This is a genomic window from Mesorhizobium sp. LNHC221B00 (assembly GCF_000502935.1).
GTDB classification, from domain to species: Bacteria; Pseudomonadota; Alphaproteobacteria; order Rhizobiales; family Rhizobiaceae; genus Mesorhizobium; species Mesorhizobium opportunistum.
The window spans coordinates 14,904-27,122 of the sequence record NZ_AYWR01000029.1 but is presented as its reverse complement, the minus strand read 5'-3'; the positions used below and the strand labels follow the sequence as shown (position 1 = coordinate 27,122).

15 protein-coding genes and 1 pseudogene are annotated in these 12,219 nt (G+C 64.9%); 11 read left to right on the top strand and 5 right to left on the bottom strand.

Features of this window, described 5'->3' with window-relative positions; all coding sequences use genetic code 11:
• Window position 1: 1 nt before the first annotated feature.
• The 4 genes and pseudogenes from X741_RS140495 to X741_RS140505 all read left to right on the top strand — a co-directional run bounded on the left by X741_RS140495 (window position 2) and on the right by X741_RS140505 (window position 4,009).
• Window positions 2-589, top strand: a complete 588-nt coding sequence (locus X741_RS140495) for a TetR/AcrR family transcriptional regulator (RefSeq protein ID WP_023780233.1) — start codon at window positions 2-4, stop codon at window positions 587-589.
• Window positions 590-812: 223 nt separating this feature from the next.
• On the top strand, window positions 813-1,118 hold the full coding sequence (locus X741_RS140500) for a hypothetical protein (protein WP_023767165.1): 306 nt from the start codon (window positions 813-815) through the stop codon (window positions 1,116-1,118).
• A gap of 237 nt (window positions 1,119-1,355) precedes the next feature.
• A pseudogene (locus tag X741_RS01000000167220) lies at window positions 1,356-3,304 on the top strand (acyltransferase family protein).
• Window positions 3,305-3,697: 393 nt separating this feature from the next.
• A complete protein-coding gene (locus X741_RS140505; RefSeq protein WP_023767162.1) occupies window positions 3,698-4,009 on the top strand; it encodes a hypothetical protein in 312 nt (103 codons plus the stop codon).
• Between the two features lie 65 nt (window positions 4,010-4,074).
• Here the strand turns inward: X741_RS140505 and X741_RS140510 are convergent, their stop codons facing one another.
• Entirely contained in the window at window positions 4,075-4,668 is a 594-nt protein-coding gene (locus X741_RS140510) for a DUF6456 domain-containing protein (protein ID WP_023780230.1), read from the bottom strand.
• A gap of 266 nt (window positions 4,669-4,934) precedes the next feature.
• On the opposite strand from X741_RS140510, the gene X741_RS140515 reads away from it, so the two are divergent.
• Window positions 4,935-5,216 carry a DUF982 domain-containing protein gene (locus X741_RS140515; RefSeq protein WP_023767160.1) on the top strand — a complete coding sequence of 94 codons (282 nt, stop codon included), beginning with the start codon at window positions 4,935-4,937 and terminating at the stop codon, window positions 5,214-5,216.
• Between the two features lie 57 nt (window positions 5,217-5,273).
• On the top strand, window positions 5,274-5,630 hold the full coding sequence (locus X741_RS140520) for a DUF982 domain-containing protein (RefSeq protein WP_224731716.1): 357 nt from the start codon (window positions 5,274-5,276) through the stop codon (window positions 5,628-5,630).
• A gap of 110 nt (window positions 5,631-5,740) precedes the next feature.
• On the opposite strand, the gene X741_RS140525 is transcribed toward X741_RS140520, so the two are convergent.
• Window positions 5,741-6,409 carry a GcrA family cell cycle regulator gene (locus X741_RS140525; protein ID WP_023780229.1) on the bottom strand — a complete coding sequence of 223 codons (669 nt, stop codon included), beginning with the start codon at window positions 6,407-6,409 and terminating at the stop codon, window positions 5,741-5,743.
• Window positions 6,410-6,538: 129 nt separating this feature from the next.
• The gene (locus tag X741_RS1000000171235) at window positions 6,539-6,685 is read right to left on the bottom strand and encodes a hypothetical protein (protein ID WP_023780228.1); all 147 of its coding nucleotides are present in this window, start codon (window positions 6,683-6,685) and stop codon (window positions 6,539-6,541) included.
• A 314-nt stretch (window positions 6,686-6,999) separates the two neighbouring features.
• Between X741_RS1000000171235 and X741_RS140530 the strand changes: the two genes are divergently transcribed.
• The gene (locus tag X741_RS140530) at window positions 7,000-7,704 is read left to right on the top strand and encodes a helix-turn-helix transcriptional regulator (RefSeq protein WP_023780227.1); all 705 of its coding nucleotides are present in this window, start codon (window positions 7,000-7,002) and stop codon (window positions 7,702-7,704) included.
• A gap of 250 nt (window positions 7,705-7,954) precedes the next feature.
• On the opposite strand, the gene X741_RS140535 is transcribed toward X741_RS140530, so the two are convergent.
• Entirely contained in the window at window positions 7,955-8,257 is a 303-nt protein-coding gene (locus X741_RS140535; protein WP_031250553.1) for a hypothetical protein, read from the bottom strand.
• A 180-nt stretch (window positions 8,258-8,437) separates the two neighbouring features.
• On the opposite strand from X741_RS140535, the gene X741_RS140540 reads away from it, so the two are divergent.
• The 4 genes from X741_RS140540 to X741_RS140555 all read left to right on the top strand — a co-directional run bounded on the left by X741_RS140540 (window position 8,438) and on the right by X741_RS140555 (window position 10,661).
• The gene (locus X741_RS140540; protein WP_031250551.1) at window positions 8,438-8,800 is read left to right on the top strand and encodes a hypothetical protein; all 363 of its coding nucleotides are present in this window, start codon (window positions 8,438-8,440) and stop codon (window positions 8,798-8,800) included.
• 99 nt (window positions 8,801-8,899) lie between these two features.
• Complete coding sequence (locus X741_RS140545) at window positions 8,900-9,496, top strand: hypothetical protein (RefSeq protein WP_023780225.1); 597 nt, start codon at window positions 8,900-8,902, stop codon at window positions 9,494-9,496.
• Complete coding sequence (locus X741_RS140550; RefSeq protein ID WP_023780224.1) at window positions 9,493-10,083, top strand: hypothetical protein; 591 nt, start codon at window positions 9,493-9,495, stop codon at window positions 10,081-10,083. The genes X741_RS140545 and X741_RS140550 overlap by 4 nt, the downstream gene beginning before the upstream one ends.
• On the top strand, window positions 10,080-10,661 hold the full coding sequence (locus X741_RS140555; RefSeq protein WP_023780223.1) for a hypothetical protein: 582 nt from the start codon (window positions 10,080-10,082) through the stop codon (window positions 10,659-10,661). Before X741_RS140550 ends, X741_RS140555 begins: the two co-directional genes overlap by 4 nt.
• Window positions 10,662-10,867: 206 nt before the next feature.
• Here the strand turns inward: X741_RS140555 and X741_RS140560 are convergent, their stop codons facing one another.
• The gene (locus X741_RS140560; RefSeq protein ID WP_023780222.1) at window positions 10,868-12,166 is read right to left on the bottom strand and encodes a hypothetical protein; all 1,299 of its coding nucleotides are present in this window, start codon (window positions 12,164-12,166) and stop codon (window positions 10,868-10,870) included.
• Window positions 12,167-12,219 lie beyond the last annotated feature (53 nt).

The window sequence follows — 12,219 nt, the reverse complement described above, 5'->3', positions numbered from 1 at the left end:
CATGCGCTATGACAAAGGCCGGAAGGATGCATCACGGAGCCGGATCATGGAGGTCGCTTCCCACCGCTTCCGAGGCGACGGCATCGCCGCCTCCGGCTTGGCCAGCATCATGAGCGACGCCGGGATGACGAACGGCGCCTTTTATCCGCACTTCCAGTCCAAGGCCGACCTCGTACGCGAGAGCGTGGCCTCGGCCCTGGAGGCTCAGTCGCAGCAATTGCAGGATGTGCTTGCCTCTGGTGGCCTGGAACTGGCCCTGGCGATGTATCTGTCGCCCGAGCACCGCGATCATCCGCAGACCGGCTGTGCCTCCGCCGCGCTGCTGCCGGAAATCGCGCGTCAGCCGCCGGAGACACGCGCTTTCTACACCGAAAGGCTGCTGACCCTGGTGCGCCAGTTGGCGAAGGACCTGCCGCCGGGCATCCGTGATCCGGAAGGTGCGGCGCTGGGCGTCTTCGCCTCGCTCATCGGCGCCCTTCAATTGTCTCGCGCGGTGGAAGGAACGGAATTGTCGGACCGCATTCTAGCGGCGGGAGCGGATGCCGCGCGCACGCTGGCTCAACCGCGGAAGAAGGTCGAAGCATCCTAGACTTGGACCGGTGACTACCTTGCGTCAGGCGACAACATCCCGCGCGCTGGTGCCACGGCGATCACTTGCAAAAGAACGAAAAAATCGTCGAAAGGTTTCCAAAAATATATTTCGATAAATCCCCACCGCTTCCGGCGTGTCATCGGAACTTTCCCTATCCCGACCCCGTTCCGGGCCTGACCGTTGCTTATGCGGTCATAAGGCAACAGGGAAGGATCCTACCATGAACATCAAGATGATCTGTTTTGGCGCGATGACGCTTTCTATGGTCGCTGGCTCGGCTCTTGCCGCAGGCAATACCGGCACGTCCGCTCTCGACGACCCGGCCAAGATGCAGCCCTTCTACACCGACTCCAGCATGAAGACGCTGCGCAGCAACGACGACTTCGTCAAAGCCTGGAAGGCCCTGACGCCGGAAGACCAGACCGCGATGATGACGGCCTGCGCCGACGAGGCCAAGAACGCCAACCCCACCAACACCCATCCTGAATTCTGCAGCAGCGTGAAGCAGAACGGCGGCAGCAAGTAACCCGCCGGTCGCCTTAACAGGCAAACAGCCCCGTTCGCGGGGCTGTTTTTGTGACTGTCGGGCATTGGTGCTCGTCCGCCGCCGTACGCCTTTGCCGCTCCGCTGCCCTGTGGCGCTGGCCTCCTTTTTCTGGCCATGTTGCATTGCGATAACTTTGTTGCATTGCGATATCGTCCGGCCCGGCCGACATTGCAATCGAGCTGGGCTAGCGGGCTGGGCTTGCACGAAGGAGGCCTCGTGTCGGCATCGTTCCGGCCAGACATACAAGGGTTGCGCGCGCTCGCCGTCGGCGGCGTCGTTGCCTATCATTTCGGCCTTACGGCGCTGCCCGGCGGCTTCGCCGGCGTCGATATCTTCTTCGTCATTTCCGGCTGGCTGATCACCACGCATCTGATGCAGGAGATCACGGAGACCGGCAGGCTCGACCTCTGGCGCTTCTATGCCCGCCGCGCCCGGCGCCTTCTGCCCGCCGCCCTGTTCGTCATCCTGGTCACGCTGGCTGTCGGCTACTTCATCCTGGCGCCGCAGGAACAGGCGCTCTATTCGCGCGGCGCCATGTATGCCAGCGCCTACGCAATCAATCTTTGGCTGCTGCGCTGGTCATTCGACTATTTCGCCGCCGATGCCTTGAGCAACCCCTTCATCCACTTCTGGTCGCTGTCGGTGGAGGAACAATTCTACCTCGTCTGGCCGACGCTGCTTCTGCTCGCCGCCTGGCTGCGCCCTGGCCGGCGAACNCCGCCGTGGCGGTGATCGGCGTGGCCGGCCTCGCCTCTTTCGCCGCTTGCTTGTGGCTGACCAGCCTCTCGCCGGCCTGGGCCTTCTATTTCTCGCCGCTGCGCGCCTGGGAGTTCGCCGCGGGCGGCCTGGCAACGCTGGCGCCGACGGCCTCGTGCCGGCCGCAACTGCGGGCTGCGCAGGGCTGGCTCGGCCTGGCGCTGATCGCGGCGGCCTACCTTTGCTTGAGCGAAGACCTGCCCTTCCCCGGCTGGTACGCTCTGTTGCCGGTTGCCGGCACGGTGCTGGTGCTGCTGAGCGGCGCTGGCGAGCGGGAACTGACAGGCTGGCGGGCGCCCGCCGCCGCACTGTCGCTGCCGCCGCTGCAATGGATCGGCGCGCTCTCCTATTCGCTCTATCTCTGGCACTGGCCGGTGATCGTCTATGCGCAAATGCTGGTGCCGGATCTCAATGCGCCGCAACGCCTCGGATGCGGCGCGCTGGCGCTGGCGCTGTCGGTGTTCAGCTATCACCTGATCGAGAACCCGGGACGGCGTTTCGGCTGGCTGACGGCCGGCGCCCGGGCGTTGGCACCCGCGCTGGCGCTGACGGGTGCCGGCGTGGCGGTGGCCTATGCCAACGCGCATCTGGCCACCCGCAACATCGACCCCGCGCAGCGCGGCATCGAGCAGGCGGCCGAGCAGCCCTCAACCGCGCGCGCCCTCGACAAGAGCTGCCTGCTGGATTTCAACACGGTGAAGCCGAAACCCTGTGCATTCGGCCCAGCCGATGCGGCCCACACCATCGTGCTGTTCGGCGATTCGCATGCCGACCACTGGTCGACGCCGTTGGTAGAGGCGGCCAAACGCAACAACACCAAAGTGGTCACCTACCTCAAATCGTCGTGCCGGGCCTCGCGGCTTTCGACCTTCAACGCGGTGCTGAAGCGCTACTACACCGAATGCGACGCCTGGCGCGAACAGGCGATTGGAGAAATCATCCGCCGCAAGCCGCGCTTGGTGGTGATCTCGGAATTCTCTTTCGGCAATCTGACCCGCGACATGCCCGACGCCAGCCGCGAAGCCGAGACCGCGCGCTGGCAGGCCGGCCTGCGCTCCACCTTGCAGGCCTTCAGCCAGGCCGGCGTCGAGACCGCCGTCATCCGCGACACGCCGATCAGCGACAGCTTCGCCGACTCCTGCGTGGCCCGCGCCTTGTGGTGGCGCGAGGCGCCCTCGCGCTGCGACACGCCAAGGACCGAAGCCGCCAATGACGGCGTCGCGGCTGCCGAGCGCGCCGTGGTGAAAAGCGTGCCCGGCACTCTCTACGTCGACCTCACCGACCGCTTCTGCGGCGCCACCGAATGCCATGTCTTCATCAACGGCAAACTCGCCTTCCGCGACCGGCACCATCTGGCGACAGCGTTCGCAAAAACGCTGGAAGGGCCGCTGGAGAAGGCGCTGTTTTAGGGAGATGGAAGAACGCTCTTTCCTTCTCCCCTGTGGTCGAGCGTTACGCGGATGGGAATCTGGAGGCAGCCAAACCTTGGAGGCATGTTGGCCTCCTGATCCACATCATAACCTTCACAGTCGGCCTCGTCGTGCTGCGTCGATTTCGGCCGCCAAAGCCAACCGAAATCGACGTGGATTGGGCTCGGTAGCCAAGACACGTTTTCTGACGTCTTGAGCGAAGCCGTCTTCCAAGGGATTGGAAGCGCGACAAACCTTTGCTCCCCCGCCCCCTCACCGCCCCATTGCATCGGGCTCCCTGGTGAACACCTGGTTCGTCACAGCTGGCGAATTTTCGGAACGAGGCTGCATCTCGGGAGTTTATATTAGGCAAACCTTGAAAAGGAGGCAGCCATGAAGAAGCTCCTACTCGTCTCGGTTATCGCCATTGCTTCGGCGGCGGCGATGATCGCCCCCGCGGATGCGCGCAGTCACGTTTTTATCGGCATCGGCGGCGGCTATAACGATTATTACGGCAATGATTATTACGGTGGCTATGGCAGTCGCTACGTCTATAGCCCCTACGACGACGACTACGATAGCGGCTATAGACCGTACCGGCACCACCGGGGTTATTACTATCGGCACCACCGTTGCCACATCGAACTGGTCAGACACTGGCGCCACCACCACAGGATCGTTGAGGAAATCCGCGTCTGCCGATGACCTGACCTTCTGCAACTGACCCGGCCGGCATCTGCCGGTCGGGTTTTTGCGCCATTATCTCACCCTCACCGCCCCATCATCATCCCATAGTGCACCGCCAGCAGATCCAGCCCCACCTTCAACAGCTTCGTCACCACATCCCTGCCCTCGCCGGTCTGTTCGGCCAGGCTTTTGACCGACCCGCCCGCACAGCAGACCTTTTGCACCACGGCGGCGACCTCCCAGTGGCCGAGCGCCCTTGTGGCGGCGGCATTGGCGCGGCCGGCGTCCAGCACGCTGTCGGCAATGCCGCCGCCCTGGCGACCGCCGTCGACGCGTTCCGTCCAGCGCATGGGCTTGACGCTCGCCTGCTGGCTGCACTGGAAGTCCTCGCGGTAACGCTGGCCGGCCTCGCGCTGCTGGCGCGACAGCGAGGTGATACCCAGAAGCGGATCGACATTGCGCACCCGCACGATGCCGCCGGTGGAGGTGAAACCGTCATTCGACACCTCGTAGACGCGCCGTGCCTCGTGCGTTCCGGCGTTCAGCCGCTTGCGGCCGAAGGCGTCATCCCTTAGCGCGAAATCATGGCCGACCTCGCGGCGGATACGCACCTGCTCGGCCTCGCCCTTCGGCAGTTTCGGCGCCTGCGGTTTGGCGGTTTTGGCTTTCTTGGGCATTGGTTGGGTCCTTGGGGTTCTTGGGGTGGTTGGAGAGGCTGGCGGGATGATCATCCCGCCAGCTTCGCGAGCGCTTGCGCCCCGCGCCTCGCCACCGTTCGTGCGGTGGAGAAGGACATCGTGTCGCCGACGAAATCGGAGACGGGGAGCGGCATGAACGGCCGTTCGCTGATGCCCGCCTCCGCGCCGCGCTCATGGTCGGGTTTGATGGAACCAGCCTCCAGCCCGCACGTTGTGTCGCGTCGTTTCCAAGGAGAGAATTGCCGATGACGGCCTTCATGCCCGTGACGCTGCGCTTCTGCGACAACAAGACCATGTTGGTCGGCTCGGTGGCCGATGCCGCGACGGCGCTTCGGCAGCAATGGCCCGACAAAACCTCGCCCGGCTATCTCGACGCCGCACGGCTGGTGCGGCTGGCGGTCGAGGGCAGTTGCTGCCCGCGCACCGCCTTCGAAGCATTCATCCGCGCCGCCGGGCAGCAGGGCATATTGGTGGCCAGGCGCAGAAGCCGTGCGCATGACTGGCTGGACGCCGCCGCCCGCCCGTGAGGCAGGTCCGACCGCCATGCAACCGCCTGCTGGTCTCGCGCGTTTATGAGCGTCGGCTTGAAAGCCGCGCGCACTGCACGACCGAAGGTGAACGCCGTGGGTACGATGAAAACCGGAGTGCCGCTTAAAGTATGCCTGGACGGCCATGTCGAGGAGATCGACAACGTGGCCGACGCCGCCGATTTCCTGCAACGCTGGCCGATCGAGCGGCGCGGCCACGTCTACCGCAGCGCGCTCAACGCCTGCAGCGCGGCCATTGCCGCGCAGATCTCGGAATCCGATGCGATAAAAGTGTTCACCGGCTTTGCCCGTGTCGCCGGCATTTTGGTTGGAGACAACGGTCCGGCGATGACGCTCGAGGCCCGGACAGCGCAAAGCCGCCTGCCCAAGCAGGGACGGCAGATGCCGAAATAGGGCCGCGAGAGTTCGTTCGTGCCGGGCCTGTTTCATTTGAAATCCTCAGAATTCGCCGGCTGGCGGATACCTGCACGATTTGCGTTAGCGTCCATTCACTCATCCCGGCGTTACCCGGCAACCCGTCGCTGGAATCGCGCCTGGTGATAGCTGCAATAGCTTTTCAGCGCCTTGGTGCGCATGCCGCAGCACAGCATGTCGGCGCCCGGCCGGCCGCCCGGCGCATCCTTCTCGGGGTCTTCCTGCAGCGCCATGTCCAGCGGCGCGCGGCAGCGGGAAAACAGGCAGTCGATGAACCGCATCGCCACGCCATGCGGCTGCCGGCCGATGGGTGCGCGCTGCGGCGCCGGCACCTCCAGGCGATAGGCCTCGCCATCGGCGATCAGCACACCCACCTCGCGCACCAACCGACGCGTCGGCAGCCAGGCCGGCGAAGGATCAGGCCTGGTCTGGATTTTGCGAGTGGCGCCGCCCCCGGCAATTTGTGCGTCGGGCAATTTTTCAGCGGCAACCTTGCCGTTGGCCCTGCTCTTTGCCCGCGTTCGGTCTTGTCGCCTGCTCTTCACCGCAACCCGCTTGACGCTGGCCGGCGGTCCCCCGCGGTTGGCAAAGCCGACCGCACCCAGCATGGCGTTGCGGTGGACGATGCCGATGATGGCGTTGCGCGAAACCGGGCTGCCGCGCAGCGCACTGAACGCGGCGGCGATCCTCGAGGCCGAAAGCCCCTCCTTTAGCCAGCGGGCGATCTCCTGCAGTTCGGCGTCTGTATAGCTTGCCATTTCCAGGCTCCATCCAAAGGTTCGCCTTCGGCCACGCTTCAAAGCGCGCCGCTGTCCAGGCGTCGGGTTCGGGCCCGGTCTGGGCCGCGGTCAGGGTGTTCGATGCGAGCGCCGGCTTCTCGCCGGCGATCAGCCGGAGCGGATCGATTGCCCGGCGAGGCGCGCAAGCCGCGCCTCGGCCGTCTTTCTATCGGAGGCGGACACCGCCCTGCCCGTTGCGGGCTCCAGCAGGATGACGGTGCCGTCCTGCGTGCGGATGCAGGATCGCCCGGGCAAGACACACGCGTCGAATTGGGGGCCGGAGCCGAGGGGAGCGGCGGCTCCGGCCGTTCCGGTCGCCGCTGAAGGGCGGACCGGACCCGAGGCTGGTGCAGTCAAGCACGGAGCCTCGGGCTTCGCTCCGGCCGGGGAGGAGGACGGCCGGAGCGGAAGGGAATGGCTGGCGACTTCAGCCGCCGGATGCGCCTCGCAAGAGGCCGGCGCTACCGCGCCATCGAAGCTGGACAGGTTTTGCATGACCAGATATAAGCATAACTCAAAAACAGATGCAAGCCATTCTTTCATAGACGAGAGCAGCTTTCATCGCTCACATGGGTGCCATGGCAAAAACGGAACTGTCGATCAAGGTCGGGGCGGCGATCCGCCAGGCGCGCAAGCAACGCGGCCTGGTCATGCGCCACATCGCCGAGCACAACGACACCGATGTCGCCGCCGTCGGCAATTGGGAAACCGGCCGCAATCTGCCCAAGACCGAGAACCTGTTGAAGACCGCCGCCTTCCTGCGCATCGACCCGGTAGCGCTTGGCCAAGGGCAGGTCGTCTTCCTCGACGATGCCGGTCCGGTGGCCGACGCCGAGATCGTCACCGATGCCGCACCCCTGCCCGCCGGACCGATGGATATCGAGCTGCTGGGCGCGGCCGTTGGCGGCGACGATGGCGACTTCACATTCAACGGCGAGGTTGCCGGCTATGTCCAGCGCCCGCCCGGTATCGCGCATCTGCGCAAGGTGTTTGCACTGCACGTGCTTTCGGATTCCATGGTGCCGCGCTACGAGCCCGGCGAAATGCTCTATTGCGGCGGCCGCGATGCCGTCCCTGGCGACCATGTGGTGATCGAGACCTTCCCGGAAGAGAACGAGCGCAACGGCAAGGCCTTCATCAAGAAGCTGGTCAAGCGCACCGCGGGCGAACTGGTGGTCGAACAGTACAATCCGCCGAAGACACTGACCTTCAACCGCTACGCCATCAAACACGTCTGGCGGGTTATCCCGCTGAAGGAACTGCTGGGGTATTAGAGGAGCGCCCTTTCCTTCTCCCCTTGTGGGAGAAGGAGGATCGGCGCGCCAGCGCCGAGACGGATGAGGGGTGCGTGACGGAATGAGACGCAGAAGATCTTGCACTCTTCACCCCATTAGACCATTCTTGAGATCGATAGCGACGAGACGTCGGCGTTCCCTGGAACACACCCCTCATCCGTCTTGGCGCTACGCGCCAATCCACCTTCTCCCACAAGGGGAGAAGGAAGAACCAGCGCCACCGCCCCCATCAAGCCCGCCTCGATTCCTCCAGCGGCACCTCGCGGTCGCTCAGCATTTGCGCTTCGCTGCGGACGCGCTGGCGCTCGTCGATGAACGCGGCCTGGATCGACACCGCCGTACCCGGCAGCCCGTCGGCGCGGCAGGCGGAACACACGATGCGGCCCGAAAGTACAGCCAGCGGCGTCTTGCCATTCACCCCGAACCGCTTCAGCTGATCGGGCCGCCACCACCTGTTGCGGCCGCAATCGGCGCACTCGACGGAGATCGAGGCGACCTGCGCCATTACTGCTTCCCTGCCCGGCAGCGCCATCGCCCCTCCTCGCCTTTTGTTCGTGATTTGTTCTTATATTCCCGCGTTTTGCACGGAGAGTCGAGTCGCACTTTCAAGACTTTCCCAAAAGTTTCTCTTCTCCGTATTTTTGAGTTATGCTTATATTCACTCACAAATGTGAGTCGGCCGGCGATCGCCGCGCCAGACCGGGGAGCCATGATGGATGACGCCGATTTCGCCCGCGCCTGCGGTTACACCGGCGACAGCCCCGCTTTGCTCCAAGCCTTCGAGGCGATCCGCCGCAACGGCATCGCTCACGCCCGCCACGACCATTTCAGGCGCAAGGCCGTCATCGACGAACTGAAGCAGGCGGAACTCCTGTTCCTGGCCGCGATCGGCCCTGCGCTGACGGCGCAAGAAGCCATCGAGGACACCGCCCATTTCATCGCCTGCTGGCGCAACATGCCGCGCTGGCGCCAGGAGCGTCGCCTGCCCGATCTGGTCCGGGCCAGGCAGCAGCGGCTCGTGGCGCGCTTCTTCCGCCGCTACGCACACCGTCTGTGGGCGCTCGAAGCAGCCTGAGGCAGGCACGCCTGGACCAGCCATTTGCGGGTTCCATCAGCGGCCTTTTCTTTCTACATTGCCTGCGGGTGGCTGTTCGTTCTACGTGCATAGTTTGGAATGTTGAAGACTGCCCGCTCAAGAGTTCAGACCTGGATAACGGCCGGCGCGGGAACCATTGCCGCCCTGTTCGTCGCCGGCCTGATGGAAGCCTTCGGCGCCCTGCCCGCTCACGCACCGCCGCAATTGCCGCCGGACACCGCCATCGATGCCGGGCGCTGGCGCGTGCAGCCGGTGCGCGCCTATGTCAGCCATGCCAGGGTCCATGGCGTGCCCTTGAAGCCCGGCCAGAAGGCGCTGGTGCTGGAAGCCGACATGACCAACCGCACCGCCCAATCCGACAAGGCCTATTTCGATGTCTTCAGGCCGGACGGGATCGATCTGCCCGACGTTCAGCCGATGATCGCGCTGACCCGTGATGCGACGCTGACGCCGGAACTGCACCCCGGCATGACCGAGCGCATGGCCTATGTCTGGCCGCTGGCCGGCGACGCGACCGTCCCACCAACGCTCGCCTTCGGCATTACCGCCGAGATCTTCAAGCCGCGCGACAATCTCTACGGCACGCCTGGCTGGTACAATCCTTATCGTCTCGGCACCGTCACCTTGCCGGTCGCCGATGTGCCGGCGACAGAGACGCCCGGGAGCGGATCATGAGAATCCGCGTCCTCGGCAATCTCGTGATTCTCGCCGCCACAGTCGCGCTGAGCTATGGCATGCAGGGCTCCAAGCCGCACTATCCCGACCTCACCGCGCCGATCCCGGTCGATGGCGCCATGCACGACACGGTGCGGGCACGCAGCTTCGAGGTCCGCCTGGACAAGATCGTCTTTGCCCGCAAGCTCAAGACCAACCAGTTCGGCCAGGAGAGGCTTTTGACGACGGGCGGCCTGTGGGCGGTGGTGACGACAAACCTCGCCGCCACCGGCTCCTCCACCACGATCGCCGACGGCACCTGGCAAGGCCCGACCGGGCTGCGCTATCACCAGACGGAGCGGCTCGGCTATCGCCAGGACATGCCGCCGCATGGTGTCGATCCGGGCCTCGAAAAACGCGGCCTGTTCGTCTTCGAAGTGCCATCAGACCAGATCCGCGGCGCCAGGCTGCTGATCGCCTCGCGCCGGTTCGGCCCGCTCGACGCCCAGGCCCGCATCGGTCTCGACGCCGTGCAGACCGGCGCCGACGGTGAGCCGGCCGACATCGTGCCGGAATTCGATCTGGACGCGCAGCCGGGTGGAACATGACCGCCGTTTCCGCCAATGAGGAGCCAGCCACCGCCACCGACGCGCAGGCCGAGAAAAAATGGCGCCGGCTCAGCCTGGCGGCACTTGCCGTCCTGCTGCCGCTGACGCTGGCCGAGACCAGCTACGACAGCGCGCGCGCATGGCTGCGCGGCGAGGATCTCGTCGCCAAGGATGTCGACTTTGGCCAATTCGCGCCGTTCGGCGGCAGCGACTGGCGGCTGGCCGACCTGCGCGGCGGCAAGGCCGGCCGCTTGCCCGACCATGCCTTCGCCGTCATCGCCACCTTCTCCGTGACCATCGGCGACCCCGACCTGCAGAAGCAGTGGCTGGGCTGCAAGCTGATGCTGACCGATGCCGCCGGGCGCCGCTGGCTGCCCGACTTCATCTCGGGCGTCAACCTGCCGGACGGCGTCATGAACTGCACCTCGGCGATCTTCTCCGGCGCCAAGGAGGGCGACGTCATCACTATCGGCGACATCTTCATCGTGCCCGAGGACGCCATCAAGACCATCCGCCCCGCCGTCGGGCTGAGCAGTGAGCGACCCTGGTATCTCCGTTTTCAGCGACCGCCGAAGTAGCTACTTTCTCCCCGTCACTGTACGGGGAGAAATGCCCGGCAGGGCAATGAGGGGCAGCGCCAACGCTTCGGTAAGCGGCTGATTTGCCAAATGTCGCTGTCAGCGCCGGCTTGCATATCCAAGCTCAATTCTTTCGCGTCGGCGCCGCCCCTCATCCGCCTGCCGGCACCTTCTCCCCGTATAGCGACGGGGAGAAGAACGCTCTTCTACGCCGCGTCAGCCTTTACCGTCCCCGCCCCCTTCGACAGCGAAAACGCCGTCTCCAGCACGGCGGCGAGAAAGCAAATCCGCAGCGGCTCGATCAGGATGCCGGTGGAGGAATCCTGGAACGGACTGCCGAACAGCAGCGTCACGCCGCGCGAGAAGATCTGCCAGACATCGAGCTCGTGCGGGCCGATCAGCCGCGTCGCGCCCAGCCACAGCCACGCAGCACCCCAGTCGAGCAAGCGGTAGCCGACAACCAGCGTGCACAGAAGCACCAGGCTCGAACTCACCGTCAGCCGCACGCCATTGGCGATCGGCAGGTAGCGCGAGCGGTAGCCCTTGACGAAATGCTCGACGAAGTCGCGCAGGAATTTCGGCAAGCCGGCATAGCGCTGGCCGAACCGCTCCAGCCGGCCGTGCACGCGCATCAGAGCGGCGTCGTCGCGCACATCATAGCCATAGATCAGCGCCGCCATGACCAGCCAGATCAGCGGCAGCAGCATGTAGAAGAACAGGTTCACCGCGACCGTCGACGGCGCGATCGAGGTGATCTCGACCGGCACCATGGGTGCCGCCGTCGCCATCGGCACCGGGCTCGCCAGTCCATCTATCGACGCCTGCACGGCCGACCAGAAATTGCGGCTGATCAGCCATTGCAGCGCCGAGTCCTTCCAGCGGCTGATGACGTAGAGGCCGACGAAGATCCAGTTGGTCTCGCAGATCACCACCACGATCTGCCAGAATGAGAGGGCCGTGGTCTTGCCCTGCATGAATTTGGCCAGCCGGCGGATCAGCCAGGACACCGCCACCGAGACCAGCAGCCAGCCCGAATCGAGCACGTCGAGCACATTGGCGCTCTGGCCGAAATCGGCCTGGTCGAGCGTTTCGCGCGAATATTGCCGCACGATGTCGCCAAGGAATCCCCATGCGGCGTAGTAGGCGAAGAACGGCAACAACGCGATGGTGAGCATGCGCACCAGCCGCGAGCCGCGCCGGTCCGCGGCATTGTTATGACTGTCGGCGGTCGCAGCCTTGTCCGCGCTGCGCTGCGCTGCAAGCACATTGGGCAGGCCCGGCCGCAGCACGTGGAACATCGCCACCGTCACCACCAATTGCGCCAGCGCCACCAGCGTCAGCATGGCGAGCCCGGCGAAATGATTGGCAAGCGCCACCTTCGCCGCCAGTTGCAGCAAGATATCGCCGGCCAGCACACCTGCCAGCACCAGCGCGACGAGCTGCGGCCAAAACCGCCGCAGCAGCGTAAAACTCAAGCTGATCGGTCCGATGATGTCGGCAAACATGAGGTTCTCTCACGATGCCACCCGCCCCAATTCTTTCTAGCAAAGGACGGCTT

Bases quoted from the DNA above. Each gene is read 5' to 3' on its own strand.
- X741_RS140495 (WP_023780233.1), top strand. From the start codon at position 2: ATGCGCTATGACAAAGGCCGGAAGGATGCATCACGGAGCCGGATCATG.
- X741_RS140500 (WP_023767165.1), top strand. From the start codon at position 813: ATGAACATCAAGATGATCTGTTTTGGCGCGATGACGCTTTCTATGGTC.
- X741_RS140505 (WP_023767162.1), top strand. From the start codon at position 3,698: ATGAAGAAGCTCCTACTCGTCTCGGTTATCGCCATTGCTTCGGCGGCG.
- X741_RS140510 (WP_023780230.1), bottom strand. From the start codon at position 4,668: ATGCCCAAGAAAGCCAAAACCGCCAAACCGCAGGCGCCGAAACTGCCG.
- X741_RS140515 (WP_023767160.1), top strand. From the start codon at position 4,935: ATGACGGCCTTCATGCCCGTGACGCTGCGCTTCTGCGACAACAAGACC.
- X741_RS140525 (WP_023780229.1), bottom strand. From the start codon at position 6,409: ATGGCAAGCTATACAGACGCCGAACTGCAGGAGATCGCCCGCTGGCTA.
- X741_RS140530 (WP_023780227.1), top strand. From the start codon at position 7,000: ATGGGTGCCATGGCAAAAACGGAACTGTCGATCAAGGTCGGGGCGGCG.
- X741_RS140535 (WP_031250553.1), bottom strand. From the start codon at position 8,257: ATGGCGCTGCCGGGCAGGGAAGCAGTAATGGCGCAGGTCGCCTCGATC.
- X741_RS140540 (WP_031250551.1), top strand. From the start codon at position 8,438: ATGGATGACGCCGATTTCGCCCGCGCCTGCGGTTACACCGGCGACAGC.
- X741_RS140545 (WP_023780225.1), top strand. From the start codon at position 8,900: ATGTTGAAGACTGCCCGCTCAAGAGTTCAGACCTGGATAACGGCCGGC.
- X741_RS140550 (WP_023780224.1), top strand. From the start codon at position 9,493: ATGAGAATCCGCGTCCTCGGCAATCTCGTGATTCTCGCCGCCACAGTC.
- X741_RS140555 (WP_023780223.1), top strand. From the start codon at position 10,080: ATGACCGCCGTTTCCGCCAATGAGGAGCCAGCCACCGCCACCGACGCG.
- X741_RS140560 (WP_023780222.1), bottom strand. From the start codon at position 12,166: ATGTTTGCCGACATCATCGGACCGATCAGCTTGAGTTTTACGCTGCTG.